Here is a 24,626-nt window from a genome sequence, read left to right as displayed (position 1 = left end):
CCCCTTTTCCTATGTTGCAAACGGTAAGCTAGCAAGTATGCCATTATACAATTTAATAAGCGCATACACGATTAATGTAATAAAAATAAACCATGTAATGACCTCAAAAAAGATGAGCCCAATCATGCCACTAACCGTCATAAATTGGCTCGTTTTATAAATCGTATAAATAAAATAACTAAAAACGGTCGCTATAAAGATAATAATCAAAATAAGTATTGATTGAATGCCTATAACGGATGCAAAGGAACCGAAGAAGAAAATGACATAGCCGCCACGAGCGACACTCATTGTTTCGCCTGCCTGATCTTTTGAAAAAAATAGCATGCCAAGCTCATGAATGGTTTCTCCGATTAATTTTAATGCTGAAAATAACATAAAAAATATGAGCGCAAACACAATAAGTAACACAAAGCGTAATTCTAAATCAGATAAAAATTCTCGCATGCCACTGTAAACTCCGATCGCATGGAACAAATCCAACGACTCCGATACAGCAAATATGCCAAATGAAAGACTAAATAAAATAATGGTGAATAGTGGTAAGTAACCATATACATATGGATTTTTCATAAACATTCGTACCTCGAAATTTATATTTCATTTAAATAAAGAATCTAATAATGAATCTTTACTTATATTAACATATTGTGTGCGATTTGTTTGTTCATATTACCAAGAATTTCTGCGGTATTGCTGGTTATAGTATGGTGGTCCGTAATACGGTGGGTAATAGTTCGGTGGATAATAAGGTGGTGGGTAATAGTATGGTGGTGGTGATTGGTAGCCTCCCCCAAATCCTCCACCTATCGAGTCTCCTAGGAAACCACCTAAAAGTCCGCCTAAAAATGGTCCGCCAAACCCGCCAAAAAATGGTCCCCCAAATCCGCCTCCAAATCCACCTCTACCGAAACCTCCTCTACCGAAGCCTCCGCCTGATCTACCATGTCTTGTCATTAATCAATCGCCCTCCTTCTACAATAGTTTATGCAACTTCCTCCCTTCAGTTAGTCCCCCGCCTATTTCTGAACTAAAAAGAGAATGCCACTTGTTATCATGGCATTCTCCAATTTAATATTTTTTAGTCGTTTGCTCGCTGTTCTACCAATGTTGCTAATGTACGCACCATGACACCTGTACCACCTTTTGGTCCAAGTACATGGGGTGCAGATGCATCTGATGTTCCTGCGATATCTAAATGAATCCACGGTGTTTCCTCTGCAAATTCTCCAACAAAGCCCCCACCAAAAATCATGTGACCATCACGTCCCGGTGAATTATTTAGATCAGCTACATCTGATTTTCGAATACGCTTTTTATCATTATTCGTTAATGGTAAACGCCATACAAATTCGCCTTTCTCAATTGCTGCTTCCATAAACTCCTCAAAGAATGCCTCATCGTTCGTTAAAGCACCTGTTTTATCATGGCCAAGCGCAACAATCACGCCACCTGTTAATGTCGCCACATCAATCAAACAGCTTGCCCCTTGCTGTTTTGCGTATGTTGTTGCATCAGCTAATACAAGACGTCCTTCAGCATCCGTATTTAATACTTCAACCGTTTTACCGTTATACATCGTAATGACATCATCTGGCTTAATTGCGTCACCTGAAACCATGTTATCTGTTGCCCCGATTACGGCAAGTACATTTTGATTTGGACGTGTAGCACCGATAATTTGCATCGCACCTAATACAGCAGCTGCCCCACCCATATCACCTTTCATACCAACCATACCGTCTTTTGGTTTTAATGAGTAACCACCTGTATCATACGTTACCCCCTTGCCTACAAGACCTATAACATTTTCCCATTTTGGCGTCGCTTGATATTTAATCGTGATTAGTCGAGGCTCTTCTACCGATCCACGGTTCACTGCTAAAATACCGCCCATCCCGATTTCTTCAAGTTGCGCTTTGTTTAATACTTCAATTTCAAAATTATATTTCGTAGCCATTTCCACTGCATAATTGGCTAATTCCGTCGCTGTCAAAATATTGGGAGGTAAATTAATTAATGTACGCGCTTCATTCACTGCGTCTGCATAAATTTTTCCTACTTCAAAATTTGTTGCGACTTCTTCGATTGTTGCTGTTGTAACAAATTGTACCTCATCGAAGTACGCGTCTACTTCATTGGAAGTTGTTTTATAATTTGGCGTTGTGTAATAACCTAAGTACAGACCTTCTCCCGCTAAATATGCAACTTCTTCTTCGTTTATTCGATCTGTCGCAAATGAATCCATCCATATCGCAACATTACTTATTTTAGATGATTTCATTTCTTTCCCAACTGTCGCAAATGCTTCACGTAAATTATCTGTTGTATTATTTTTTTGTTCGCCTAAGCCAACAAAAATAATACGTTTTAGCTGAGCATTTACATCGCTATATGGGATTTTCGTCAACTTCTGTGCATCTGTATTGATTTCCCCATTGCGTAACCAAACATCGATTGTTTCACCAAAAAACTGACTGAATAATGACCAATTTTTCATTTGTTCACGGTGCTTTTGCACACCGATAATTAGTGTTTCAGAAGTAATTGTTTCAAATGTTTTTACGTTTTTTTCAATATTCATTGTTAAATTCCCCCTTAAATTGATAAATTCATTATATACAACTTTCATTACTCCGAACAACGAAATATCCTATTTTCTTCATTCCTCTTCGGTAAAGTAGTATTTGAATCAGTTGAAACAAGTTATTTTCCCGATAATAATGCTATACTATTCGTAATTAAAAGATAATTAATTGAGGGTAGGTGTAATTATCGAACTATTACAAAATACGCCACTTTGGCTCGGTATTTTTGCTATTATATTTGCGCAGCTCTTAAAAGTGCCTATTAATTTTATCATTACACGAAAACTCGATTGGAGCTTACTTACCTCGACTGGTGGGATGCCTAGCTCTCATTCCGCTGCGGTCACAAGTGTTGCAACTGCTGTTGGCTTTGAAGTTGGCTTTGATTCCCCTATTTTTGCGGTAGCTGCGATGCTTGCAGGTATTGTTATGTACGATGCCAGCCATGTACGTTTTCAAGCTGGACAACATGCCGCGGTGCTCAATGAAATACGCCACGAGCTACAGACATTTTTCAAAGAAATTAAACGTTGGCCCGACTTAAATGAGCAGGAAAAAATTGAAGACTTAAAAACATTGCTCGGTCATAAAAAAAGTGAAGTTTTCATTGGGGGATTGTCGGGGATTCTTTTAACCGTTATTGTATATAGTTTTGGTAACTTTTAAATAAAAAGCTCTGTTAAATTTAAATGTTGATTTTTAAAAGTAATTAGGGGAACCTTCATTTGTTGAGGTTCCCCGTCTTCTTGCATAAATGCTCAATCATTTCCATCTTCTTCGTACACAATTCTACCTCTTTTCTTTAAAATGAAATAATAGAAAACACTCAAAAGAAATAGAACTAACGGAATTCCCGTAACAAAGAAGAAACCGTATATTAATCCCATCGCATTCCCATCATCTGTCGCCATAATGCCTATAAATAAACCTAAAGGAATTGTTAATACGAATATCAGGGAATTCACTACCATTACTACAACGTGGTACTTCTTGGTTGTTTTCATTTTATCCGAAATCAACGCTCCTAAAAACAGAAAGAATTGATACGCATAAAACGTTATGGTCCCATATTTAACAAAATAAAATAATTCTTGACTCATTTCCTCACCAAATTTAATTTTCTATCTTGTATTCAATCAACCTCAAATTATACAAGGAAAAAAGACTAAAAACAAAATGTTTTAGTCTTTTTAATTCTTATAAACCTACATTCACAACAATTACAAACTCTTTGCCAAATCTATTAATGTGTTCAGAAGTACAAAGAGGGCATTCAAACTTCCAACACGAATAATCGTTCTTAGTATAACCACTTTTTTAAAGTTACCAATTTTCAACATTATTCTATAACAGAGCCAAATAAAAAAGACCGCACTTCATAATAAAAGTGCAGTCTTTTTTCAATTAAAACATGCGATAACCCGCTTTACGCAATGCAATCATCACAAAACCTGCGACTATCGCTCCTCCAAACCCACCAGATAAAATGACAATATCGACTAAATGTAACGCTTGGAATTTATCCATAAGCTCTGGGAAAGCTGAGCCAGCCTTAAAGATGTAATCGAGGAAGCTCACCTCATCAATAATAAATACGACAACAACTGGATAAATAATCGCCATTAACCAAGTCATCCGTAATAACATATTTAGAAGGAAACCGATTCCAAAAAACATGACAAAAAAGAGAACAACCGAAATAATTACTTGTACTAACGAAACGTCATTCATAATATGTATACCCTCCATTTACCTCTCATAAGTTTACATGATTAAGAGCACGCTTTCAATTCCATAAAGATAATAAAAAAGAGAAGCAATGAATTGTCAAAACTTCTCCATAATGTAAATAAATTATGCAATTTTATAATTGTTATTTCTTGAAAAATAAGTGATATTCGCTATATCCGAAAACATCACCTGGATTAACCCCTTCAATAATCGGATGAATATGCTGCTTCACATGCTCCTGCGCCATTTCTTTGAGCATAATAGAAGTATGTTCATTTTCTAAGATCAATGAAGGTGTTAGCCAACAAGCTTCTGCAATTTCACGTTCTTGTATGTGAATTGCTGGATTTTCTTCGACAGGCTGGCAATAAAATATGGCCATATTATCGCTAATATCATTCATAATCACACCCGATCGAAATCCGATAAGCCCCTTCACTTCACATGCAACCCCAGTCTCTTCCTTCACCTCACGAATTACTGCTGTTGTTACGGTTTCAGCTTGTTGTACAAAGCCCGCTGGTAAAGACCACGCACCTTTTAAACCACCATATGTTTTTTTGACGAGAAGCCATTCACCGTTTGTATTTTCAATAATCGCTGCTACACCAAGCCATACTTTCCCACGATCTGTCGCCATTCCCCCACACCTTCCCTCTTTCTTCTATGATAGCAAAAATATACTGCTTAACGCATCTATTACACTACAATAATATTGTTTTCCCTTGAAGTTAACGTTAACGTAAATGGTACGTTAATAACTACAGGAGGTGCGGATCGTGAAATCGATTCAACAAATGAGCAAACAATATCGAGTGACAGCACGAACATTGCGTTACTACGAAGAACTTGGCATTTTAACACCAAATCGCCAAGGGAATACACGGCTTTATTCACAACGCGAAGAAGCAAAAATGAAATTAATCGTTCGAGGGAAGAAATTTGGTTTTACTCTCGATGAAATTAAAGAAATGGTGCATCTATTTAATGCGGATCGAACAGGAATAAAGCAGCTGGAGCGCACGATTCAATTTGGCGATGAAAAAATAGCACTCATTGATGAGCAAATTGTTGAGCTGATGAAAATTCGCACAGAACTGGAACTAATGAAATATGATTTTCAAATAAAATTGATAAGTTTAAAGGGGGATTCTTCATGAACACAGCGGAATTATTAACAAGAGCGGCACGTAAATATCCACAGCAGACGGCAATTCAAAGTATGGGACGTGCAGTTAGTTATACAGCACTTAATCATCAAGCGAATCAGCTCGCACATTCTTTGCAACAACAAGGCATCAAAAAGGGTGACAAAGTAGCCATTTTCATGCCAAATGTAACGGAATTTGTTGTTAGTTATTTTGCCATTGCAAAGCTTGGGGCAATTGTTGTACCGATGAATGCGAAATTTACCGCGACGGAAATTGAGTTTGTGTTAAATCATGCGGATGCGAAAGCAATCATTGCACACGCATTAATTTTTGAATCAGCTAAAACGATTGATTTTAATGGATTGAAAATCAAAACGGGTGAAGCCGTTGAACAATGGCAAAGCTTTGATCGTTTATTGACAGGTACTGGAGAAAATTTGTGCACATCATTAACTGAGGATGACGATTCCACTTTGCTTTATACATCCGGTACGACAGGTAATCCAAAAGGTGTCCTATTAACACATCGTAGCGTGCTTGCTGTTTCGACGATGATTGCTATTGAAATGGAAGTGAAACCAGAAAGTAAACTACTATTAATGATGCCCCTTAGTCATTCGGCACCACTTAATTTATTTTTAATTACAGCTATCCTTGTTGGGGCAACTGCTGTATTAACCCCTACATTTACACCGGATTTATTGTTAGAATCCGTTCAAACTTACAAAACGACGCACTTTTTCGGCGCACCAGTAGCCTATTTATTAACGGCAAACTCTCCTAGAATACAGGATTTCGACTTATCTTCCATGAAGTGGTGGGTATATGGTGGTGCTCCTTTATCAGAAAAGGAAGTTTTGTTTGTACAGGATAAATTCTCAACAGACCGTCTCATTTGTGTATACGGTTTAACGGAAGCTGGGCCAAGTGGTTCGATTTTACTCGCGGAAGATCATCCACAACGTGCGGGTTCTATCGGCAAACGGGCACCATACGGAACAGAACTACGTATCGTCAATGACCAATTTGAGGATGTAGCAGCTGGTGAAGTCGGTGAAATTGTCCTCCATGGTGAAGGCAATATGAAGAAATATTATAAAAATCCAGAAGCAACACAAGCAACGATGCAAAATGGTTGGATTCGTTCTGGGGATTTAGCAAAAATAGATGAGGATGGCTATGTGTATATTGTAGATCGCAAAAAGGATGTTATTTTTTCAGGTGGTATTACGATTTATCCGAAAGAAATTGAAGATGTGCTATTACAAATTGAACCTATTTTTGAAGTAGCGGTAATTGGTGTGCCTCACGTTGAATGGGGCGAAACGGTCAAAGTTGTTTATGCGGCAAAACAAGCCGTATCGGAAGAAGAAATTCGTGATTATTTAAGCAAGCATTTGGCAAGTTATAAAATCCCGCGACTGTATGAGCAAGTAGACGTACTCCCACGAAATGCTTCAGGGAAAATTTTAAAACATACGTTAAAAGGAGATGGCCAACATGCAAGTATTAACTGAGCAGCAGGAGCGTACTCAAAACTTTTACACCCACGATACGACATTACAGCAAATTTTGCAGGACATGTTGAGTGAACCTTTTTATCACTATGCGAACAGAGAATTGACGACATTTGGCGAACATGTTGCAACGGTAATTGATGCGCGAGCAAAAGTAACGGACCGTGAAGGCGAGCCGCGATTACAGCGCTATAATGAATTTGGCGAAGAAGTCAGTCAAGTCATCGTTAACGAGGGCTATAAAAATACGGTGAAAGAAACATATGAAACAGGTATTGTTGGCTATGTACACAAAAAAATCCCTGAGCTCAATCAAAAAGGAAATTATGTGTATAGCTTTGCACAAGGCTATATATTAGCGCAAGCAGAACCTGGCTTTTATTGTCCGGTCACATTGACGATGGCAACGGCTTATTTATTAGACCATTTCGCAGATGAAGACGTGAAACAGCGCTTTTTACCACATGTTGCGGCAACGGGCGAGGTAGAACTTTTTGAAGGTGCAACTTTTTTAACCGAGCGCCAAGGTGGTTCAGATGTAGGAGCCAATATAGTACGTGCAGTCAAAGATGGTGAACACTATCGTTTATTTGGCGAAAAATATTTTGCCTCAAATGCGGGGATGTGTGGTGTAGCGATGGTGCTTGCTCGAATGGAAGATGCACCTGGCGGATCAAAAGGGCTAACATTATTTGCGGTGCCTTGGAAGCGTGAAGATGGTACATTGAATGGCATTACGATACGTCGCTTAAAAGATAAATTGGGTGTGCGTGCAGTACCTTCTGGTGAGGTCGTATTTGATGGTGCGCAGGCATTCGTGGTTGGCGATCCGTCAAAGGGAATTTATTACATGTTAGAAGCACTGAATTTATCACGTATTTGCAATGCAGCCGCGTCATTGGGCATTATGAAGCGTGCGTTAGATGAAGCGACAACCTATGCGACTGCTCGTCATGCATTTGGACATCGCCTGTTAGATTATCCAATGGTTCAACAAACAATCGGAACACTTAAAGCTAAGCACCATGCCTCACTTGTCACATTATTTGATTTGGTTCAATTATATGATGATGTTTCTTCAGGTCGCGTTGGTCGAGAACAGCAACTAATTGTCCGCTTATTGATTGCACTCGTGAAAAAGGAAACTGCTGAGCAAGCAATTCATTTTGCACATGAAGCGATTGAAATACATGGCGGAAATGGCTATATTGAAGATTTTGTCACACCGCGTTTATTGCGTGATGCACAAGTATTAACGGTATGGGAAGGCACGGCCAATATATTAGCGCATGAATTAATTCGTATTATTAAGCAAGATGGGCATCAGCTACTATTAGCTTTACTAGAGCAACGGTTAGCACCATTACAAGGAGCCGAAGTACAATTTGTGAAAGAACGATTGCAAGAAATCACGACCCAACTGGAGCAATTCACAAAATTACCAGCAGCTGTTCAAACATTAGAAGCAAAAGGCTTAATGAAAAAGCTAAGCGATTTGTATGAAAGTGTTGTTGTGTTAGAGCATGCGGATAAACATGGTAAGCGTGAACAGCAACTCGCACAAATTTATATTCAGCTAACTTGGAAAACGATTGCATTTGGTGAAGTACCACTGGCTGTACAGTATTCTTAACATCTTATACAAAACAAAAAACTTGCAACGGAAAGGGCAGAAACCCAATCGTTGCAAGTTTTTTTAACTTAATTTAGCTGGGGTTTCAACCCCCAGCTAAATTAAGTTAAGCCCCGGCGGATGTCACAGATTTTTTAAGGACGCTTTTCGAGCAAGCTCGAAAAAAAATCTGGACACAATTACGCCAAGTCGTAATTGATTAATTCAATTAAAGGAATTTAAATTTACCTTTTTTAAGTGTTAAGCCAACGCCGCCTACTAAGTAAAGTGCACGGTCATCAACAACTTTTTTAAGTGCTGATGCTGTTTTACCAGTAAATTTGCGACCCATTGCAGAACCAATCGCGTCATCATGACCTAAAGAACATACTGCGCCCTTGTCATCATATACGAATGTTTCAGTTTCTTGATCATTCATTAAGTGCTTAATGTTTTTCGCAATGTTTACAGCTTGTTGCATTGCAATTTGTGCAGTTGGTGGGTATGGACGACCTGCTTCTTCATTTAATAAGAATGCACAGTCACCTACTACGAACACATCGTCAAATCCTGGAGCACGCATATCTTTACGTACTGCAATACGCGCACGGTTCGATTCGATACCAGAAGATTCTACTAATGCGTTACCGCGAACACCTGCAGCCCATACAACTGTACCAGCTTTAACAAATTCGAACTCATCTTCACCCTTTTTGATATTAACGCCTTCTGGAGTTGCTTCAACAAGTGGTGTACCGATTGAGAATTCGATACCTTTTTTCGATAATTGTGTTTTTGCATATTCTACAAGTTGTGGATCAAAGCCTGGTAATACCATTGGCGCTGCTTCTACACAAAGTACACGTACTTTTTCTTGTGGAATATCAAATTCTTTACATAATTCAGGAACACGGTTACCTAATTCACCTAAGAATTCGATACCTGTGAAACCAGCACCACCTACGATAATTGTAAGCTTGCTGTCATCTTTTACTTCATCTAATGACCAAGATGCGAATTGGTATTCAATATGCTCACGTACTTGGCGAGCTGTATTAATGTTTGATAATGCTAAAGCATGTTCTTTTAAGCCTGGGATACCAAATGTTTCCCCTTCAAAACCTAAACCGAATACTAAATAGTCATAAGTGAATTCGCCAGCAGATGTACCTACTTTTTTCGTGTTTACATCAACACTTTCAACAGTAGCTTGTACAAATTTCACACCGCTATTAATAACGCTAGCAATTGGGTAGCGTGCTTTATCTGGTGAGATTGTGCCTGCTCCTACTTCATGTAACCATGTTGTTTCGTAGTGGTAATCATTTTTGTTAACTAAAATGATTTCTACTTCGTTAACATTCACCATTTTTTGTAAGTTAACAACAGTTGTTAAGCCACCATAACCCGCGCCTAATACTAAAATTGTTGGTCTTTTCACTTAAATCAGAACCCCTTTAATTTTATTGTATATTTACTAGCGAAAGACAAAGAAAAAAAGAAGTACACGCATATACTTCCCTAATTACTCTACGCTAGGTCGACTGAATTTCGACAAATATTCCTTAACTATTATATTAGACCTTTTCAACTCGAATTTCAATAGAATTCTCTCGATACTTTCAAATTGGAAGATTAATTGGAAATGAGAGAAAGATGCATTCGTTACCGATATTATTTATAAATTACGCGTAATATTCAAATTAATTTAAAATAGAAAATTAATAAAAGATCCTGGATATCCATTTAAAGTGTACTTTTATTAATTCACTATATTGTGTTCATACAAATAATCATACGTAATATCAATAAATAAAAACTCCGCATTCGCAAGCGCCATTGAATAGGTTCTTGTCAGCTCGCCTGTCTCAATATCGCTATATACTGCCGATAATTCGCCTTTATGGTCTTTCGTCATTTTAATAATATTCAAAAGGAAGTATGGTCGCCAACTCCAGTTTCTCCCCTTCGCTTCCTGCTGTATATGCCACTCATCATTTTTCCAAATAATGTTTGGTGATGTTTGAAAGCCATTATTATCACAAATATATATCCGAAAAGCGTACTCTTTCAAAGCGGCGGCAAGTTTTTTTAACTTCATTTCATCCTTACCTGTTGGCTGTAATTGCTCGACAATCGTCCAAATCTTCTTTTCAAGCAGCTTCATTTCTTCATACTTTTGTAAAAGCTGTTTTTTCTCCGTCACGATAAATTGCTCGCATTCATTTCTGAAACGTTCTTTTAATGAATCTCGTGCAAAAAACTCTTTATGTGGTTGTTGCAAATAAGCCCCTTTATAAAATCTCGCTCCAATTTTCCACCCTTGTTGTAATTGATACACTGTTTCAATATTTTCAATTAAAAGAAGTGTCCCCATCTTCACAGCGAGCGAACGAATTGTTGCAAACACATGATTTTGAGCGCCCCATAAATTATAACCAAGCTGCTCGACATTTATTTTAAGTACTGCGGGTTCTAGCATGAGCACATGTTCTAATTGTGTTTGTGCGCCTACATTTGCAAGCGCAATTTTTACACCATATGTTTGAATATAGCGAATCGCATGTTGCAGCTTTTCAATACTCCCTTCATATTTATGCTCCGCCATCACTAGTGTAATATTCGGTAAATCGTCCTCAGCCAAAATCTCTTTCAGCATTGTAAAGTAGCTTTCCCCAAAATCCAACATTAATAAGTTCGGATTACATGGGATATATAAATTGACATCGACTAATAAATGCTTCACCGCTTCAATTGTCTTTCGTACAAATAACAGCTCAATTTCAAATCGAATATCCTCTGGTACATCTTCTTCATATGTAAATTGTTCAATATCAACTATTGTTCCACTATCATCCAATTGTCCAATGACTTCATAGGCGACTACACGATGCCCATCCGCGCTATAAATCGGTTCGTATAAAGTTTCTATTTGATCTAATTTATCTAACATTTCTAAAACACCCATTCGAAAACCTCCTCAATCAAATGTGTCCTCTTTATCATAGTCCATCTTTGAGAAGATGACAAAAGGCTGAACTTATTTCAATCAATTACGCCTCGGCTAACTTTAGTCCAGATTTTTTTCGAGCTTGCTCGAAAAGCTTCCCTTAGTAATCTGCTTTACAACTTTTTAAGTTCGCTTTAAAATGAAATTTCTATAATAAAGTATGACATCGTAATGTATTATATTTCACTTTTTAGGAGGCAATAGGTATGGATAAACAAGGACAAGAAATGTTTTTACATTTTATTTTACAAAGAGTTCAAGAAGGCAAGGAAGATGAAGCAAGGGTAATACTTTTAGAAAACTTCAAGAAACAAGATGAGGGTACATTTTCACAAAAAGATATTCAAGCGTTTTTCCCTCAGATGCTTACTCTTTTGAAACCAGAAAAGCTAGAGGAAGTACAAGCTGTTGCAAAACAATTCTCTGGAAGCTTTGGCAATAAATAAGAAAGCTACTTTGAAGGTGGAGAATCGGCTCCTTCATAAATTTTTTTGAACATATTTTATTTAGATATGAAAAGGCAGAAACATTGATCAATTCATGTTCCTGCCTTTTATTTTTAGCTAATGTCATCATTTTAATTCAGCCACTTATCCTCGATTTATTTTATCGTATTTTAATGGCTGATTTCATACTTCTACTTGTTCAATATCCCAATCCAAAGTTAATATATTCTTTAACTTTGTCACTTCAATCTCACCAAGTTTATTAATTAATTGTTGTTCAATTTCACCTTTGTAATGCGCATTTTTTTCATAGCATAGTTTACCGAATTCAGTCATGTTAATCTCTTTATGTTTTTTACTATGCAGGGCACTGCTTACTTCTACCAATCCTTTTGCCTCTAAACTTTTCACAAATTTATGTGTTGCTTGTCTAGAAAAATCAACGTCTTTGGCTACATCTGAAATCGTCCGTTTTTTATTAAAAACTTTACTTAAAATACGCCATTCTGAATTGGAAATATATATATCATTATTTTTATTCCATTTTTCTTCAGCGATCCGTCGAAGTATTTCATAACGTTCGCTCAACAAATCAATTACATCTTGATATTGCAATGCGTCCTTCAACTAGTTCACCTTCATCTCATTTTTTTGTAATTACTATACAAAACAAAACCCCCATCGTCAACTAAGTTGACAAAAAACGTTTAATTCAATACAATTAACTTAGTCAACTATGTTGAAAATATAGTTTGTGGAGGGAAATACATGTACAATGTTGGTGATACAGTCATTTATTCATCACACGGACTTTGTTCTATAGAAGAAATTTGCGAACAAACCTTTAGCGATATTACAAAAGATTATTACGTCTTAAAACCACTAAACGACCCAAATTTAACCATTCGCACACCTGTTGAAAATTCAAGTACACAGATAAGAGATATCATGAAAAAAGAAGAAGCAATTAAAATATTACATTCCTTTACTTCTCCTGGTATCGAATGGGTTGAACAAAGCACACACCGCATGAGACTTCACGTAGAAATTATCAAAACTGATGATAGACAAAAACAAGCCCACCTCCTAAACACACTATTACGCAAAAAAAAGGATTATGAAGCTCTCGAAAAGAAATTTCCAATGCAAGAAGAAAAATTACTTCAAACTTTACAAGAACTTATATTTTCAGAGTTTTCTATCGTACTCAATAAATCATCTGAAGAAATTTACGACCAAGTATTAGCACAAATTAGCTAAGGTTCTCCAATATAAGATTGAACTCATTTTTCACTTGAATAAATTGTTCATTTTTGGGGCAAATATGAAAGGCACTCTTAAGATAATTTAAGAGTGCCTTTCTTTCATCTTCACTCTATTATTGCTTTTCAATCCTTCTTTTTAAAATCAAAAAAGCCTCCTCAATTTGCATCGCTTTCGCAACATACAAATCAAAAAGGCTTAGTAGCTATCCCCCTCAATAAACGATTGGAGGGTTATGATTACATATTTTATAGATTGTATACATACCAATCTCTTGCATTACTCATTTATAACAAATCATATTACTCGCAAACTTCAGGCGTACTTTCACGTGCCGCTGCTTTAAAGCTCGTACCACAACCACATGAAGCCAGCGCGTTCGGATTGTCGATTGTAAATCCGCCGCCCATTAACGATTGTTTGAAGTCAATTTTCGTATTTTGTAAAATCGCAGCATCTTCTGTAGATACGATCATTTTAATACCATGTTGCTCATCGGTAAAATCATCCTCATTCACTACTTGGTCAAATGTCATGCCATAGGAAAGACCACTACAGCCGCCACCTTTCACTGCAATACGTAAAATTGCGTTTTGTTCTTCATTATGAACCATCATTTCTTTGACTTGAAATGCGGCCGCTTCTGTTAAAATAATTACTTGTTTTTCACTTGTCATTTCAGTCACCTACTTTCTTATAATTATCATATCAATTGCAGTTCATTTCTGACAACAAATGTGCTTTGGAAGTCAATTATCCCTATAATACCTATTTAATCGAAAGGAAAATATACCTAAAAACTTCACAATTCATCTACTAAAAAGTTACTGCATGTATCGGTTTATTGCTATACTAGATACATAATTATATTGCGAGGGGTTTGAATTAAATGGAAATCTCACCTTTTTATGAAAAAGATATCGATTGTATGCATTGCAAAAAAAGTTTCCCCACATTAAAAGTGCGCTCAAAATTCATTAAAATAGCGCAAACTGAATCTGATTTTCAGCCTATATATGCCGATGAAAACGTGAATGCACTGTACTATAATGTTTTTGTTTGTCAGCACTGTGGATTTTCATTTACGGAGGATTTCTCCAAATATTTCGCACCTGGTGTAAAAGAACAATTAGATCAACAAGTCTGTGCAAAATGGATTCCCCATAACTTTAAAAACGAGCGCAATGTATTTGATGCCATTCAAGCTTATAAATTAGCTTTTCTTTGCGCCACAATTAAAAAAGAGAAATACATCATCACTTCAGGTCTTGCTTTACGCTTGGCATGGCTTTATCGCTCATTAAAGAATACAGGACAAGAAATGCGCTTTTTAAAGCTTGCTCGTGACCATTACATGGAAAGCTTCTCCACAGAAGACTATGCTAGTACACAAATGTCTGGTGTGCGCGTTATGTATTTAATCGCAGAGCTTTCTCGTCGTTTAGAAGATTATGAAAATGCCACACGCTTTTTCTCACGCGTCATCGAAAACCAACGGACTGGTGGCGAAGGTCAACTTGTAGCAATGGCCAAAGAACAATGGGACTTATTAAGACAAACACGCGAACAATCTGCGAACTAGTGAAATAAAAAAATGGAGCAAAGGAAATAATTCCTTTGCTCCATTTTATGCTTACTACTTAGAAAACTTGCTCAACTTCGATAATACCTGGTACTTCTTCTAATAGCGCACGTTCGATACCGGCTTTTAACGTAATCGTTGAACTTGGGCAACTACCGCATGCACCTAATAAACGTAACTTTACGATGCCGTCCTCTATATCTACTAATTCACAGTCACCGCCGTCACGTAATAAAAACGGACGTAATTTATCTAATACTTCTTGTACTTGTCCAACTTGTTCTGTTTCTGTCATTTTACTCGACTCCCTTCATTAAAATCATTATAATGTGAAGAAGTGAAAAAATCCAATATTGTATTACGAAAGGACGGAAATAGTATGTCTAACATAAAACCTACCATTGAAATTTATGGTGCAAATATTATTTGCGCTAGCTGTGTGAATGCTCCCTCATCAAAGGATACATACGAATGGCTACAAGCTGCCATTACGCGAAAATACCCAAATCAATCCTTTTCGATTCGCTATATTGATATAGAAGGTGCACTTGATAATGACCGCGATGCCGAGTACGCAAGCCGCATTCAAGAGGACGAATTTTTCTATCCACTTGTACTCATTAATGATGAAGTAATCGGAGAAGGCTATATTCAATTAAAGCCAGTATTTTCTACACTTGAAAATTTAGGATTTACTCCAGTCGAATAATGAAAAAGGTGAAATCAATTTTATGATTTCACCTTTTTTATTTTATATTCATTCAAATTGAGCTTTTTCATGGTAATGAATCTTTTAGCTCAACTTAAATTCCTTCACATGTTCATTCAAAGTAAGTGCCATATCATTCGTCTCATTCACCGTGTGTGATACGTCATCAATATAATCTGTCGTTTGCAGCGCAGCAGATGTTAAGTGATTCATCGTATCTTCAATTTCGCGAATTGCCAAAGTTAATTGTTGAATCATTTCTACAACTTGATCGGACTTTTCTACTTCACTTGTCATTGACGAAGATATATCAACAACTTGATCAACTGTCTCCGTAACCGCATGCGCAATCGTATTTAGTGACTGTACTGTAAGATGTACGGTTGCTGTTCCCTTTTCAATATACTTTGTATTATCTTTTGTGGAAATTAACACATGATCGATATGACTCATAATATCTTGCACTAACTTTCCAACTTCCCCTACTTCATGATTCGATTGTTCTGCAAGCTTCCTTACTTCCTCTGCAACGACCGCAAACCCTTTTCCATGCTCTCCTGCACGTGCCGCTTCTATCGATGCATTAAGCGCTAATAAATTGGTTTGTGCCGCAATTTCTGCGATGGTTGTTGTAAACATCTGAATTTTGGTTGCAGAAGATACTAAATTCTCAACCGTCTGACTTACTTCGTCGGAGCCTTTTTGAATAAGTATAATATCATCTTTAATATGTTGTGCGTTTTGTTCCCCTTCACGCGCGATTTGCAATGTTTGCTGTGAATTTTGGGCGGTATGATCTGCCTTTACTTTCATCGTTTGTAGCTGCTTCGCTAAATCTACTAACGCATCACTCGCTTTGTCGGCATGATGCATCCCATCTGTAATCGAGCATGAAACTTCACCTACGCTATTCGCGACACTATGCATCGTATTCGTCATGGTCTCTAATGTTTGTGCAGATTTCCCCGCATTATTATTTAATGTTTGCGATGTTTGGCGCATCGTTAAAATCATTTTTTGTAAGTTTTCTGTCATTTGATTTAACGTTCGTGCTAAATCACCTACTTCATCTTGATTTTTGACAACCGTCTTCTCCACTGCCAGATTACCGTTTGCAATTTCTCTTGCTTGATTGATTAATAAGCTAATTGGTCTTACTTTTCGGCGAATTAAAAAACCTGTAATAATTGATGCTATTAACATAGGTAAAATGCTTAATAAAATGCCATCACGCACAACATCCCATGTACGTTCTTTTACAATATTCGCATCAAAATCAATGACACTAATCGCGATAACCTCATTATTAGGATCATGGTCCTTATAAATCGGTGCATACCCTGAAAGACGTTCCATTCCACCAAATGTATAAATTTCTGAATAGGTAGGATGCTTATCACGTATCAAAGTTGTGATTGCTTCTTCATCCATGTGAAAACGATCCCCTACTTGATATCCATCATTTGAAAGATTGTCGTCAAGAGCGACAAGTTTTCCATCAAGCGATAAAATATATTGCGTTTCAAAAATATCCTTATGTGCAATTGTCCAATTCAGCGTTTCGCCTACCTGTTGTTGTTTCTCTATATCTCCATCCATTGCTTGTTCCAAATCAATAGACGAAATTAAGCCCGTTGTAATATTAGCACAGCCGTAAGCCTCTATCCCTGCCGCTTCATATATTTTATTGTAAGCCGTGAAATAAGTAGCAAAAGAGCTAATACATAACATCACTATTAATATCCCAGCAATAATTGTACCAAGTTGAAATGTTAATGAATTTTTAGGATTCATAGTAATTTTACTCCTTTTTTAATATTCCTCTACTTCTCATAGCATACTATAAAAAAGAAGTATTTTATATACATCTTATAACAAAGTTTCATTTAACATTTTTTAAAGTCATACGATATTCACACATTGCCATAAATAAAATCGAGTTCAAATACAAATAGTTGCCTAAAGTGCAGATATAAAAATCCCGCCACAAAGTACATTTTACTTTGTGGCGGGATTTCCCATTTAACTTAAAAATTTATTTAATTATCATTTTGACGTTTGTACATCCATAGTAAGCCAGATTTCATTATTCGGGCAATACGTCCTGTTACCGTCGTATCTGCTAAATGAACGAACCCTTGCTTCTTACCTAGTGAGCCCATAAAGCCTTTTAGTTTAATTTCTGCTAGTTTTTCTGGTAATTGCTCACCATTCCAGCGATGACGTAATACTTTTACAATACGCTCCCCTTGCTCTTCCGCAAGTTGTGCTGTTGGTGGTAAATGTGAAGAAGCTGAATCTCCTACAACATATACATTTTCGTCCCCTACAACATGATAATGCTCTGTTAAAATCGGACGGTCAAATTTATCTTTTTCTACATCTAATTCACGAACAATTTCTACAGGCTGAACACCGGCAGTCCATACAATCACATCAGCTTCGATCACTTCATCATGATTGTAAAGTTTGCCTTCTTCAACGCATGTAATATTCGATTCTGCGATAACATCTACATTATGTTTTACGAACCATGATTTCACATAATGACTTAATTTTTCTGGGAAATCACGTAAAATACGAGGAGAACGGTCGAATAATTTAATCTTTAAATCCGCACGACTTTCTCGTAGTTCACTTGCTAATTCAATTCCTGATAATCCGGCACCAATAATTGCAACAGTTGAGCCAGGAGCTAATCCACAAACTTTTTCAAACGTTGTACGTGATTTTGCGATTGTTTGAATGCTATATGTGAATTCTTCTGCACCAGGAACACCATGGTATTTATCCACACAGCCCAATCCAATAACAAGTTGATCATAGTCGATTGCTTGACCATCTTCTAAATAAACGGCCTTTTCTTCACGATCAATTCGAATAATCTCTCCATACACTCGCTTTAATCGATCATTTTCTGGAAATGCAACACGAATTTCTTTATCCGTCGCTGTTCCAGATGCTAACGCGTAAAATTCAGTTTTTAAACTATGGAATGGTGTACGATCTACTAAAGTAATTTCTACATCCGCTGGTAAGTTTGGTAACAGACGAAGTAAAATTCGCATATTGCCATAACCGCCGCCTAATAAAACAAGTTTCTGCATAGCTTTCCCTCAAATCAAATGAATTATATGTTATGTTCACAAAGTTTCCAAAATCATTATAACCCTTTGTGATAAGTTTCACAATATGTTCTTAGCAATATTGTGAAACTTATCACAAAAACATAGAAATTGACGAATAAACAAAAAAAAAGTAGCATTGCTATGAGTGAGGTGACGGTTTTGAATCCATTAGTAGAATTTTGCATTAGTAATCTCGCAAACGGTGCGCAGGAAACATATGAAGCGCTGGAAAGAGATCCGAATATTGATGTGCTTGAATATGGTTGCTTAAGCTTTTGCACGAAATGTGAGCAATCCTTTTATGCAGTCGTGAATGGTGATGTTGTGGAAGCACAAACGCCAGCTGAGCTAACAAAGCGCATTTATGAATATATTGAAGAAAATCCAATGTGGTAATTTGCCCAACATGTAAAAAAGGACATCCGTACTTGCCAATTTCAGGCAAGCTGATGTCCTTTTTATGTTTATCCATTTAGAAAACTAGCTCAATTTGTTACGAGCGCCAATAAACTTTCTATGCAATAAGTTGGTAATTCCTCTTTTTGTTTCACGATATGTGTGGGTGTGACGCCAGTATTTACATGAAGCGTATCACAGCCAAAATTAATACCACATAAAATATCTGTATCATAATTATCGCCAATCATGAGCATGTCCTCTTTTGTAAAACCATGCTCCTGTGCAATAATTTGCAACATAACAGGAGAAGGTTTACCAATAAAGATTGGCTCGACTCCTGCAACATTTGCCACTAAATGTACTAACGAGCCGTTCCCAGGTGCAAAGCCATTTTCAGTTGGAAACTTAATGTCACCATTCGTTCCAATCAACTGTGCGCCTTTTTGAACAGCATAGCTTGCTTGTACGAGCTTGTCATACGTCATTTGTCGGTCAATCCCCATTACAAGCACTGAACACGGCTCATCTGAAATCACGAGTCCTTCTTGTTCTAATGCAGTGTGAAGCCCTACTTCTCCAACGAAATTTACCAATTTGTCCTGACAATTTTTCGCTACATACTTTGCGGTTGCTAGTGAACTCGAATAAATATGCGATAAGGGCGCAGAAATTCCGATGTCATGCAAGCTTTGTTGTAATTGCTCTGGTGTTTTAGAAGAATTATTCGTTACGTAAAATGGCTCAATCCGCTGCTCTTGTAAATGGTTAATAAATGTCACAGCTGAGTCGATTGCCGTTTTCCCACGATAAACAGTGCCATCTAAGTCAAAACAATACGCTTTGTACGATTTCATTGATGATCCTCTGGTAAGAATGCTGAAACAGGACCTAATTCATTCGTTAAATAATCCTGCACTTTCCCAGAAAATTGTTTCATGATTGGTAAATTTTCTATTAATACACGTAACACTTCTTCATTGTCGACCGCAATAAATTCACGGACAATCATTTTTCGTAACCCAACTACTGCTTTTATTGGTGCATCCATTTCAGTTGTAATGACTTTTTCATCGACAAAAATATCAATAATATCTTCATAACTTCCTGGATCACGCATAATAAAGCCGTCAATGATTAGGTTGCCCACATCCATCATCGCTTCCATTACGTTATGACCGATGCGTTGTAATGCGAGTTTACTAATGTCATCTGCTAGCCAATCCTTTTTTGCTTCCAAAAGTGCTAACAATTCGTCTAAGTGTGCTAAATTTAAAGTAATTTTGTTTCTATCTACGAAATACATAGATAAAGCCTCCATTCAGTCAATAAAAGTTGATAGTGTTTTCCCTTATATAGTACCATATTCTTTAGACATGGAAGGGGTACAAAACAAAATGGAACGATATTTCTTATATGATGATGTAGAAGATACAAAAACGCGCTTTGTTAGCTTTGCTGGCAAAACACAACGTTATGATTTAGCCATCCTACAAAGTGGTCGATTTTTTGGTAAAGTGCTTGTCCTTGATATTCAATTTGGACGCTTTGCCATTATCGGAGCCGATGATGTAGAGGAAGAAGGCTATTTAGAACAAGTTTATAATCGCAGTGAAGTAGATACAGAAGATTTACGAGAATACTTACGAGAGTTATTAAGCTAAACGAAAAAACACAGCTCAGTTCAAAATTTGACTGAGCTGTGTTTTTCATTTTTAAAGCTTATACTTCCTGATTCACGGCCGCTAAAACTTCCTCAGTATCTTGAGGAACTTCTACTACTGCCTGCTCTGGTGCACGCCCTGTTTTTTTAACAATAAAATAAGCACAACCGAAATTACAGTATTCATATAAATAATCTTCTATCGTGCTAATTTTTGTATCAAATGTAGATTTTTGATTTTTATCATCAAAAAATCCTTTTAATCGCAGTTGACCATATCCCCAGTCCCCAACAATATAATCATACTTTGATAAAATGTCGGAATAACGCGCAGCAAATGCTTCTTCATTAAAGCCTTCACGCATGTCTTCAATAATTTCGTATACATTACCATCCGCAATAATCACGTCGAACACCACCTATCTTCTCGTATATATTACGTATTATTATTAGATGAGTGCAATTTTACCTATAACTTTTATTGGTTGCACTGTTTATTATCCATTGCGAGTAATCATATTTCCACCTTATTTTGTGTGGCTGCATTCACTTGCTCATCTGCATGATAGCTACTGCGTACAAGTGGGCCCGCTTCACAATGACTGAATCCCTTTTCCATCGCGATTTTACGAAGCTTACCAAATTCAATCGGTGAATAATACTTTTTTACGGCAACATGCTTTTTCGTAGGCTGTAAATATTGACCGATTGTCATAATATCCACGTTGTTCGCACGAAGATCATCCATCACTTCATATATTTCTTCCACCGTTTCACCAAGTCCAATCATTAACGATGATTTCGTTGGAATGGTTGGTTGCATTTCTTTTGCACGTCTTAAAAACTCCAATGAACGCTCATATGTAGCTTTTGCACGAATTCTCGGTGTGAGTCGACGAACCGTTTCGATATTATGATTTAAAATATCTGGTTTGGCGTTCATCAATAATTGAAGGTTTTCCTCGTGACCGCCTAAATCAGAAGGGAGTACTTCAATCGATGTTAATGGGCTTTTGCGGCGGATTGCTCGTACCGTTTCTGCAAGAACTTCGGCACCACCGTCTTTTAAATCATCACGAGCAACCATTGTAATGACAATATGTTTTAAGTTCATTATCGCAACTGAATCTGCAACGCGCTCTGGTTCTGCTAAATCCAATTCATTTGGTAATCCTGTTTTGACCGCGCAAAAACGGCATGCACGTGTACATACTGAACCCAAAATCATCATCGTAGCAGTACGTCTTTCTCCCCAACATTCATGAATATTCGGACAGCGCGCTTCTTCACAAACCGTATGCAAATTATTATCACGCATTAATTTTTTTAACGCTTTGTACTCATCATTCGTATTTAGCTTAATTTTTAACCACTCAGGCTTGCGTAAATGTTCTTCTTTGTTGCTAGTTGGCTTACAAGATGTCATATTATTTCGTCCTTTCACTCAACTAAAATTAGGTATATTACTGTTGTCAATGTAACATATTCCACCAATTGCAACAACTCACTTTATCTCCATTCAGCGTAAAAAATACGTTATATGTAATTAATCAAAGAATCTATCATTAATAACCCTTTCTAATAAAGGGGGAGTTGATTTCCATTCCGGGTCGGACGCTTTCCACGGCAAGCGGCGCAAAAAATGCAGAAAGCTTTAGAAAAGCAAAACTTTAAATAGGCTGGCCTTGCACAAAGCACAAAGATGAGTCGTACAGATTTGTGCTAACATTGTCTGTGCGCCTCATGTACTTAGCCAGCCTAAACTAACAAATACTTTATTAGAAATTGTACATCATAAGGATAGAATCTTTTGTTGAACTTATATAAATGGTGATAAAGCATTTATTCAAATGGAACTGGTACTTCAATCGAAGGCTGAGCCGCTCCATCTGTACTATAAATATTTGGAACAGATCCCCTTACTAAGCCAATTGCTACTGGTATTCTCTGCGTAACGGTAGCTGAGTTACTCGCAAATGGAACGATAATTTGGACATTCACTTCGATGACAATACTCACTTCTACTTTCGCATTATTAATGCCGAATTCAACGATGTCTGATATTACATCACTCGTAACATTACCAATAATGTGGAAACGAATCGGCACTTTAGGACCTAAATTCCCAATAATCGGAATATTAATCGCCTGCCCTAACGGAACAAAAAAGACGATCCCTTCGCCTGCCTCCATTTTTCCGACGTCATACTCTACATTTTCTAAATTTGGCAAGTGAGACAAATCACCATTTTCCGCCTGTTCTAAATATTCTTTAACAAGTGTTTGTGTTTCTGAGCGTACTTGATTAATAATTTCTGTATTAAATTTCGTTGTAATCGTATCCTTCGATTCAGTAGGTATATCTATAATAATCTCATTTACATCAAGCACACTAGATGTTCTTGAATTAATGGCTTTATTCACAACATAGGAAGCCACTTTAAACGTTTGCTTCTCTGCATATTGCGAATAGATTGGCATTAAACGCATATTAATGACATATATACTAATACCGACCATAACTAAAAGACTAGTAAGCAATAAAACGAATAGATTCCCCACACCGCGTTTGCGTTTTACAAAATACATCTTCTTTCTTCGGCCAAAATGCAAAAAAATCCTCCTTATCCTAAGCTATGATAAGGAGGTCTTTCCTATTCTGCGCTAGGGACAAAATCTATCTCAATTTTCGTAATTTCGAGCGCTGGATAATCGGATAAACAAATTTCATATGTAGCGAGCAATAAATTTTCTTCTTTTTCAAAAATTCGTAGCCATGGACGGGATGCATCAATTATATTTTGCTTTGAAACAATCGCTCTGTTCCCGTCATTTAACTGGACAACCGTTCCATTCGCATAATGAACAATACTGCGCTTAAAGGCATCATAGACACGTTCATCAAACTGTGTACCACGACCCTTTTCAATAATTTGAATTGCATCTGAAGGAAGCATTTTTTTGCGGTAAGTTCGTGTAGAAGTCAGTGCATCAAAGACGTCCGCAACCGCAATAATTTTCGCAAAGGGATGAATTTCAGTAGCTACTAAGCCCCTCGGATAACCACTCCCATCTGCTCGTTCATGATGCTGGAATGCACAATGTGCAACTAATAATGATACGGAGTGTAAGTTTCTTAACAAATCAAATCCGTATCGGGAATGATTTTTCACTACGTCGAATTCTTCTTGCGTAAGCTTATCGGGTTTGCTTAAAATCTCTGTTGGTACTAACAGTTTACCAACATCATGCAACATCGCACCAATTCCGATTAAACGCAAATCTTCATGCGAATATCCAAGCTCTTTTGCAATCGCGATCGAATACATTGTCACTTGAAACGAATGGTGATAAAGATACTCATCATAAAGATAAGCATCTGTTAATACCATCAAAATATCTTCACTATCTAAAACGGAACTCATAATATCGTCTACGATGTGGCCAATCACTTTGGATTGTTGGTCTAAAACATAGGATGCCTGAGTAGATTTGGCTTGCTTTACTTCATTAAAAGATTTTGTAATATTTTTCACAGCTTGTAAACGTTTTGCAGGCGCAATCGTTTCTATTACTTCAATACCCTTTGAAATCTCATCTTCAATATACAAATACTGTATATTAAGATCATGCAGTCGGTCGATAATTCGACTTGTCACGACAACATCTTTGTGCAGTAATGGGTGTCCCGCTTCATTCCAAATCGTACGCCCTACAACCATGCCTTCCATTAAAACATTAATAGATATTAATCGCATTTAACGTATATTCTCCATTCTAATGTTACATTATCCTCATTATATAGCTCTTATTGCCTCTAGGAAAGCTAT

28 protein-coding genes and 1 pseudogene are annotated in these 24,626 nt (G+C 37.0%); 10 read left to right on the top strand and 19 right to left on the bottom strand.

What is annotated here, in order from left to right:
• Window positions 1-9: 9 nt before the first annotated feature.
• The 3 genes from ACQKIH_RS17560 to ACQKIH_RS17550 all read right to left on the bottom strand — a co-directional run bounded on the left by ACQKIH_RS17560 (window position 10) and on the right by ACQKIH_RS17550 (window position 2,584).
• Window positions 10-573, bottom strand: a complete 564-nt coding sequence (locus ACQKIH_RS17560) for a DUF5366 family protein (protein WP_427768048.1) — start codon at window positions 571-573, stop codon at window positions 10-12.
• A 99-nt stretch (window positions 574-672) separates the two neighbouring features.
• Window positions 673-957 carry a hypothetical protein gene (locus ACQKIH_RS17555; RefSeq protein ID WP_057983769.1) on the bottom strand — a complete coding sequence of 95 codons (285 nt, stop codon included), beginning with the start codon at window positions 955-957 and terminating at the stop codon, window positions 673-675.
• A gap of 124 nt (window positions 958-1,081) precedes the next feature.
• On the bottom strand, window positions 1,082-2,584 hold the full coding sequence (locus ACQKIH_RS17550; protein ID WP_427768047.1) for a leucyl aminopeptidase: 1,503 nt from the start codon (window positions 2,582-2,584) through the stop codon (window positions 1,082-1,084).
• A 190-nt stretch (window positions 2,585-2,774) separates the two neighbouring features.
• Between ACQKIH_RS17550 and ACQKIH_RS17545 the strand changes: the two genes are divergently transcribed.
• Window positions 2,775-3,254: a divergent PAP2 family protein gene (locus ACQKIH_RS17545; RefSeq protein WP_427768060.1), complete on the top strand. Its 480-nt coding sequence runs from the start codon at window positions 2,775-2,777 to the stop codon at window positions 3,252-3,254.
• Window positions 3,255-3,346: 92 nt separating this feature from the next.
• Here ACQKIH_RS17545 and ACQKIH_RS17540 read toward each other — a convergent pair whose 3' ends face one another.
• From ACQKIH_RS17540 to ACQKIH_RS17530, 3 genes are all read right to left on the bottom strand, one after another.
• Window positions 3,347-3,688, bottom strand: a complete 342-nt coding sequence (locus ACQKIH_RS17540) for a hypothetical protein (protein WP_427768046.1) — start codon at window positions 3,686-3,688, stop codon at window positions 3,347-3,349.
• Between the two features lie 304 nt (window positions 3,689-3,992).
• Window positions 3,993-4,319, bottom strand: coding sequence for a YuiB family protein (locus tag ACQKIH_RS17535; RefSeq protein WP_057983762.1), 327 nt, complete (start codon window positions 4,317-4,319; stop codon window positions 3,993-3,995).
• 142 nt (window positions 4,320-4,461) lie between these two features.
• Complete coding sequence (locus tag ACQKIH_RS17530) at window positions 4,462-4,959, bottom strand: NUDIX domain-containing protein (RefSeq protein WP_057983760.1); 498 nt, start codon at window positions 4,957-4,959, stop codon at window positions 4,462-4,464.
• 139 nt (window positions 4,960-5,098) lie between these two features.
• Here ACQKIH_RS17530 and ACQKIH_RS17525 point away from each other — a divergent pair, with 139 nt between their 5' ends.
• The 3 genes from ACQKIH_RS17525 to ACQKIH_RS17515 are packed head-to-tail and all read left to right on the top strand — an operon-like array spanning window position 5,099 to window position 8,620.
• Window positions 5,099-5,479: a MerR family transcriptional regulator gene (locus ACQKIH_RS17525; RefSeq protein ID WP_427768045.1), complete on the top strand. Its 381-nt coding sequence runs from the start codon at window positions 5,099-5,101 to the stop codon at window positions 5,477-5,479.
• A complete protein-coding gene (locus ACQKIH_RS17520) occupies window positions 5,476-6,987 on the top strand; it encodes a class I adenylate-forming enzyme family protein (protein WP_427768044.1) in 1,512 nt (503 codons plus the stop codon). Before ACQKIH_RS17525 ends, ACQKIH_RS17520 begins: the two co-directional genes overlap by 4 nt.
• A complete protein-coding gene (locus tag ACQKIH_RS17515; RefSeq protein ID WP_057983755.1) occupies window positions 6,971-8,620 on the top strand; it encodes an acyl-CoA dehydrogenase family protein in 1,650 nt (549 codons plus the stop codon). Before ACQKIH_RS17520 ends, ACQKIH_RS17515 begins: the two co-directional genes overlap by 17 nt.
• Before the next feature lie 208 nt (window positions 8,621-8,828).
• Here the strand turns inward: ACQKIH_RS17515 and ACQKIH_RS17510 are convergent, their stop codons facing one another.
• Together ACQKIH_RS17510 and ACQKIH_RS17505 are read right to left on the bottom strand one after the other, a co-directional pair.
• Complete coding sequence (locus ACQKIH_RS17510) at window positions 8,829-10,040, bottom strand: NAD(P)/FAD-dependent oxidoreductase (RefSeq protein WP_057983753.1); 1,212 nt, start codon at window positions 10,038-10,040, stop codon at window positions 8,829-8,831.
• Between the two features lie 321 nt (window positions 10,041-10,361).
• On the bottom strand, window positions 10,362-11,567 hold the full coding sequence (locus ACQKIH_RS17505; RefSeq protein ID WP_057983751.1) for an EAL-associated domain-containing protein: 1,206 nt from the start codon (window positions 11,565-11,567) through the stop codon (window positions 10,362-10,364).
• 248 nt (window positions 11,568-11,815) lie between these two features.
• Here ACQKIH_RS17505 and ACQKIH_RS17500 point away from each other — a divergent pair, with 248 nt between their 5' ends.
• The gene (locus ACQKIH_RS17500; protein WP_201784969.1) at window positions 11,816-12,055 is read left to right on the top strand and encodes a hypothetical protein; all 240 of its coding nucleotides are present in this window, start codon (window positions 11,816-11,818) and stop codon (window positions 12,053-12,055) included.
• Window positions 12,056-12,238: 183 nt separating this feature from the next.
• On the opposite strand, the gene ACQKIH_RS17495 is transcribed toward ACQKIH_RS17500, so the two are convergent.
• Window positions 12,239-12,682 carry a MarR family winged helix-turn-helix transcriptional regulator gene (locus ACQKIH_RS17495; RefSeq protein WP_057983747.1) on the bottom strand — a complete coding sequence of 148 codons (444 nt, stop codon included), beginning with the start codon at window positions 12,680-12,682 and terminating at the stop codon, window positions 12,239-12,241.
• A gap of 141 nt (window positions 12,683-12,823) precedes the next feature.
• Between ACQKIH_RS17495 and ACQKIH_RS17490 the strand changes: the two genes are divergently transcribed.
• Entirely contained in the window at window positions 12,824-13,315 is a 492-nt protein-coding gene (locus ACQKIH_RS17490) for a CarD family transcriptional regulator (protein ID WP_057983744.1), read from the top strand.
• 305 nt (window positions 13,316-13,620) lie between these two features.
• Here the strand turns inward: ACQKIH_RS17490 and ACQKIH_RS17485 are convergent, their stop codons facing one another.
• Complete coding sequence (locus ACQKIH_RS17485; protein WP_427768043.1) at window positions 13,621-13,995, bottom strand: HesB/IscA family protein; 375 nt, start codon at window positions 13,993-13,995, stop codon at window positions 13,621-13,623.
• A 212-nt stretch (window positions 13,996-14,207) separates the two neighbouring features.
• Here ACQKIH_RS17485 and ACQKIH_RS17480 point away from each other — a divergent pair, with 212 nt between their 5' ends.
• Complete coding sequence (locus ACQKIH_RS17480; protein ID WP_057983703.1) at window positions 14,208-14,900, top strand: DUF2225 domain-containing protein; 693 nt, start codon at window positions 14,208-14,210, stop codon at window positions 14,898-14,900.
• Between the two features lie 58 nt (window positions 14,901-14,958).
• On the opposite strand, the pseudogene ACQKIH_RS17475 reads toward ACQKIH_RS17480, so the two are convergent.
• Window positions 14,959-15,290 (bottom strand): annotated as a pseudogene (locus ACQKIH_RS17475) (NifU family protein).
• On the opposite strand from ACQKIH_RS17475, the gene ACQKIH_RS17470 reads away from it, so the two are divergent.
• Window positions 15,280-15,609, top strand: coding sequence for a YuzD family protein (locus ACQKIH_RS17470; protein WP_057983699.1), 330 nt, complete (start codon window positions 15,280-15,282; stop codon window positions 15,607-15,609). The pseudogene ACQKIH_RS17475 and the gene ACQKIH_RS17470 sit on opposite strands and share 11 nt — an antisense overlap.
• 84 nt (window positions 15,610-15,693) lie before the next feature.
• On the opposite strand, the gene ACQKIH_RS17465 is transcribed toward ACQKIH_RS17470, so the two are convergent.
• A complete protein-coding gene (locus ACQKIH_RS17465; protein WP_427768042.1) occupies window positions 15,694-17,403 on the bottom strand; it encodes a methyl-accepting chemotaxis protein in 1,710 nt (569 codons plus the stop codon).
• A gap of 245 nt (window positions 17,404-17,648) precedes the next feature.
• A complete protein-coding gene (locus ACQKIH_RS17460; RefSeq protein WP_057983695.1) occupies window positions 17,649-18,716 on the bottom strand; it encodes an NAD(P)/FAD-dependent oxidoreductase in 1,068 nt (355 codons plus the stop codon).
• A 180-nt stretch (window positions 18,717-18,896) separates the two neighbouring features.
• On the opposite strand from ACQKIH_RS17460, the gene ACQKIH_RS17455 reads away from it, so the two are divergent.
• Window positions 18,897-19,133, top strand: a complete 237-nt coding sequence (locus tag ACQKIH_RS17455) for a YuzB family protein (RefSeq protein WP_057983809.1) — start codon at window positions 18,897-18,899, stop codon at window positions 19,131-19,133.
• A gap of 89 nt (window positions 19,134-19,222) precedes the next feature.
• Here ACQKIH_RS17455 and ACQKIH_RS17450 read toward each other — a convergent pair whose 3' ends face one another.
• Window positions 19,223-19,990, bottom strand: coding sequence for a TIGR01457 family HAD-type hydrolase (locus ACQKIH_RS17450; RefSeq protein WP_057983693.1), 768 nt, complete (start codon window positions 19,988-19,990; stop codon window positions 19,223-19,225).
• Window positions 19,987-20,439, bottom strand: a complete 453-nt coding sequence (locus tag ACQKIH_RS17445; protein ID WP_057983691.1) for a DUF86 domain-containing protein — start codon at window positions 20,437-20,439, stop codon at window positions 19,987-19,989. The genes ACQKIH_RS17450 and ACQKIH_RS17445 overlap by 4 nt, the downstream gene beginning before the upstream one ends.
• Before the next feature lie 91 nt (window positions 20,440-20,530).
• Here ACQKIH_RS17445 and ACQKIH_RS17440 point away from each other — a divergent pair, with 91 nt between their 5' ends.
• Window positions 20,531-20,797: a DUF3055 domain-containing protein gene (locus tag ACQKIH_RS17440; RefSeq protein ID WP_057983689.1), complete on the top strand. Its 267-nt coding sequence runs from the start codon at window positions 20,531-20,533 to the stop codon at window positions 20,795-20,797.
• Between the two features lie 58 nt (window positions 20,798-20,855).
• On the opposite strand, the gene ACQKIH_RS17435 is transcribed toward ACQKIH_RS17440, so the two are convergent.
• The 4 genes from ACQKIH_RS17435 to ACQKIH_RS17420 form a co-directional block, all read right to left on the bottom strand.
• A complete protein-coding gene (locus tag ACQKIH_RS17435; protein WP_057983687.1) occupies window positions 20,856-21,203 on the bottom strand; it encodes a YutD family protein in 348 nt (115 codons plus the stop codon).
• 107 nt (window positions 21,204-21,310) lie between these two features.
• Window positions 21,311-22,222, bottom strand: coding sequence for a lipoyl synthase (gene lipA, locus ACQKIH_RS17430; RefSeq protein WP_057983685.1), 912 nt, complete (start codon window positions 22,220-22,222; stop codon window positions 21,311-21,313).
• Between the two features lie 416 nt (window positions 22,223-22,638).
• Complete coding sequence (gene yunB / locus ACQKIH_RS17425) at window positions 22,639-23,385, bottom strand: sporulation protein YunB (RefSeq protein ID WP_201784972.1); 747 nt, start codon at window positions 23,383-23,385, stop codon at window positions 22,639-22,641.
• Window positions 23,386-23,450: 65 nt separating this feature from the next.
• Complete coding sequence (locus ACQKIH_RS17420; protein ID WP_427768041.1) at window positions 23,451-24,554, bottom strand: HD-GYP domain-containing protein; 1,104 nt, start codon at window positions 24,552-24,554, stop codon at window positions 23,451-23,453.
• Window positions 24,555-24,626 lie beyond the last annotated feature (72 nt).

Origin of the sequence: Solibacillus cecembensis, assembly GCF_050272495.1 — a bacterium.
GTDB classification, from domain to species: Bacteria; Bacillota; Bacilli; order Bacillales_A; family Planococcaceae; genus Solibacillus; species Solibacillus cecembensis.
The sequence above is the reverse complement of the archived record's forward strand: the minus strand, read 5'-3'. Positions and strand labels throughout refer to the sequence as shown.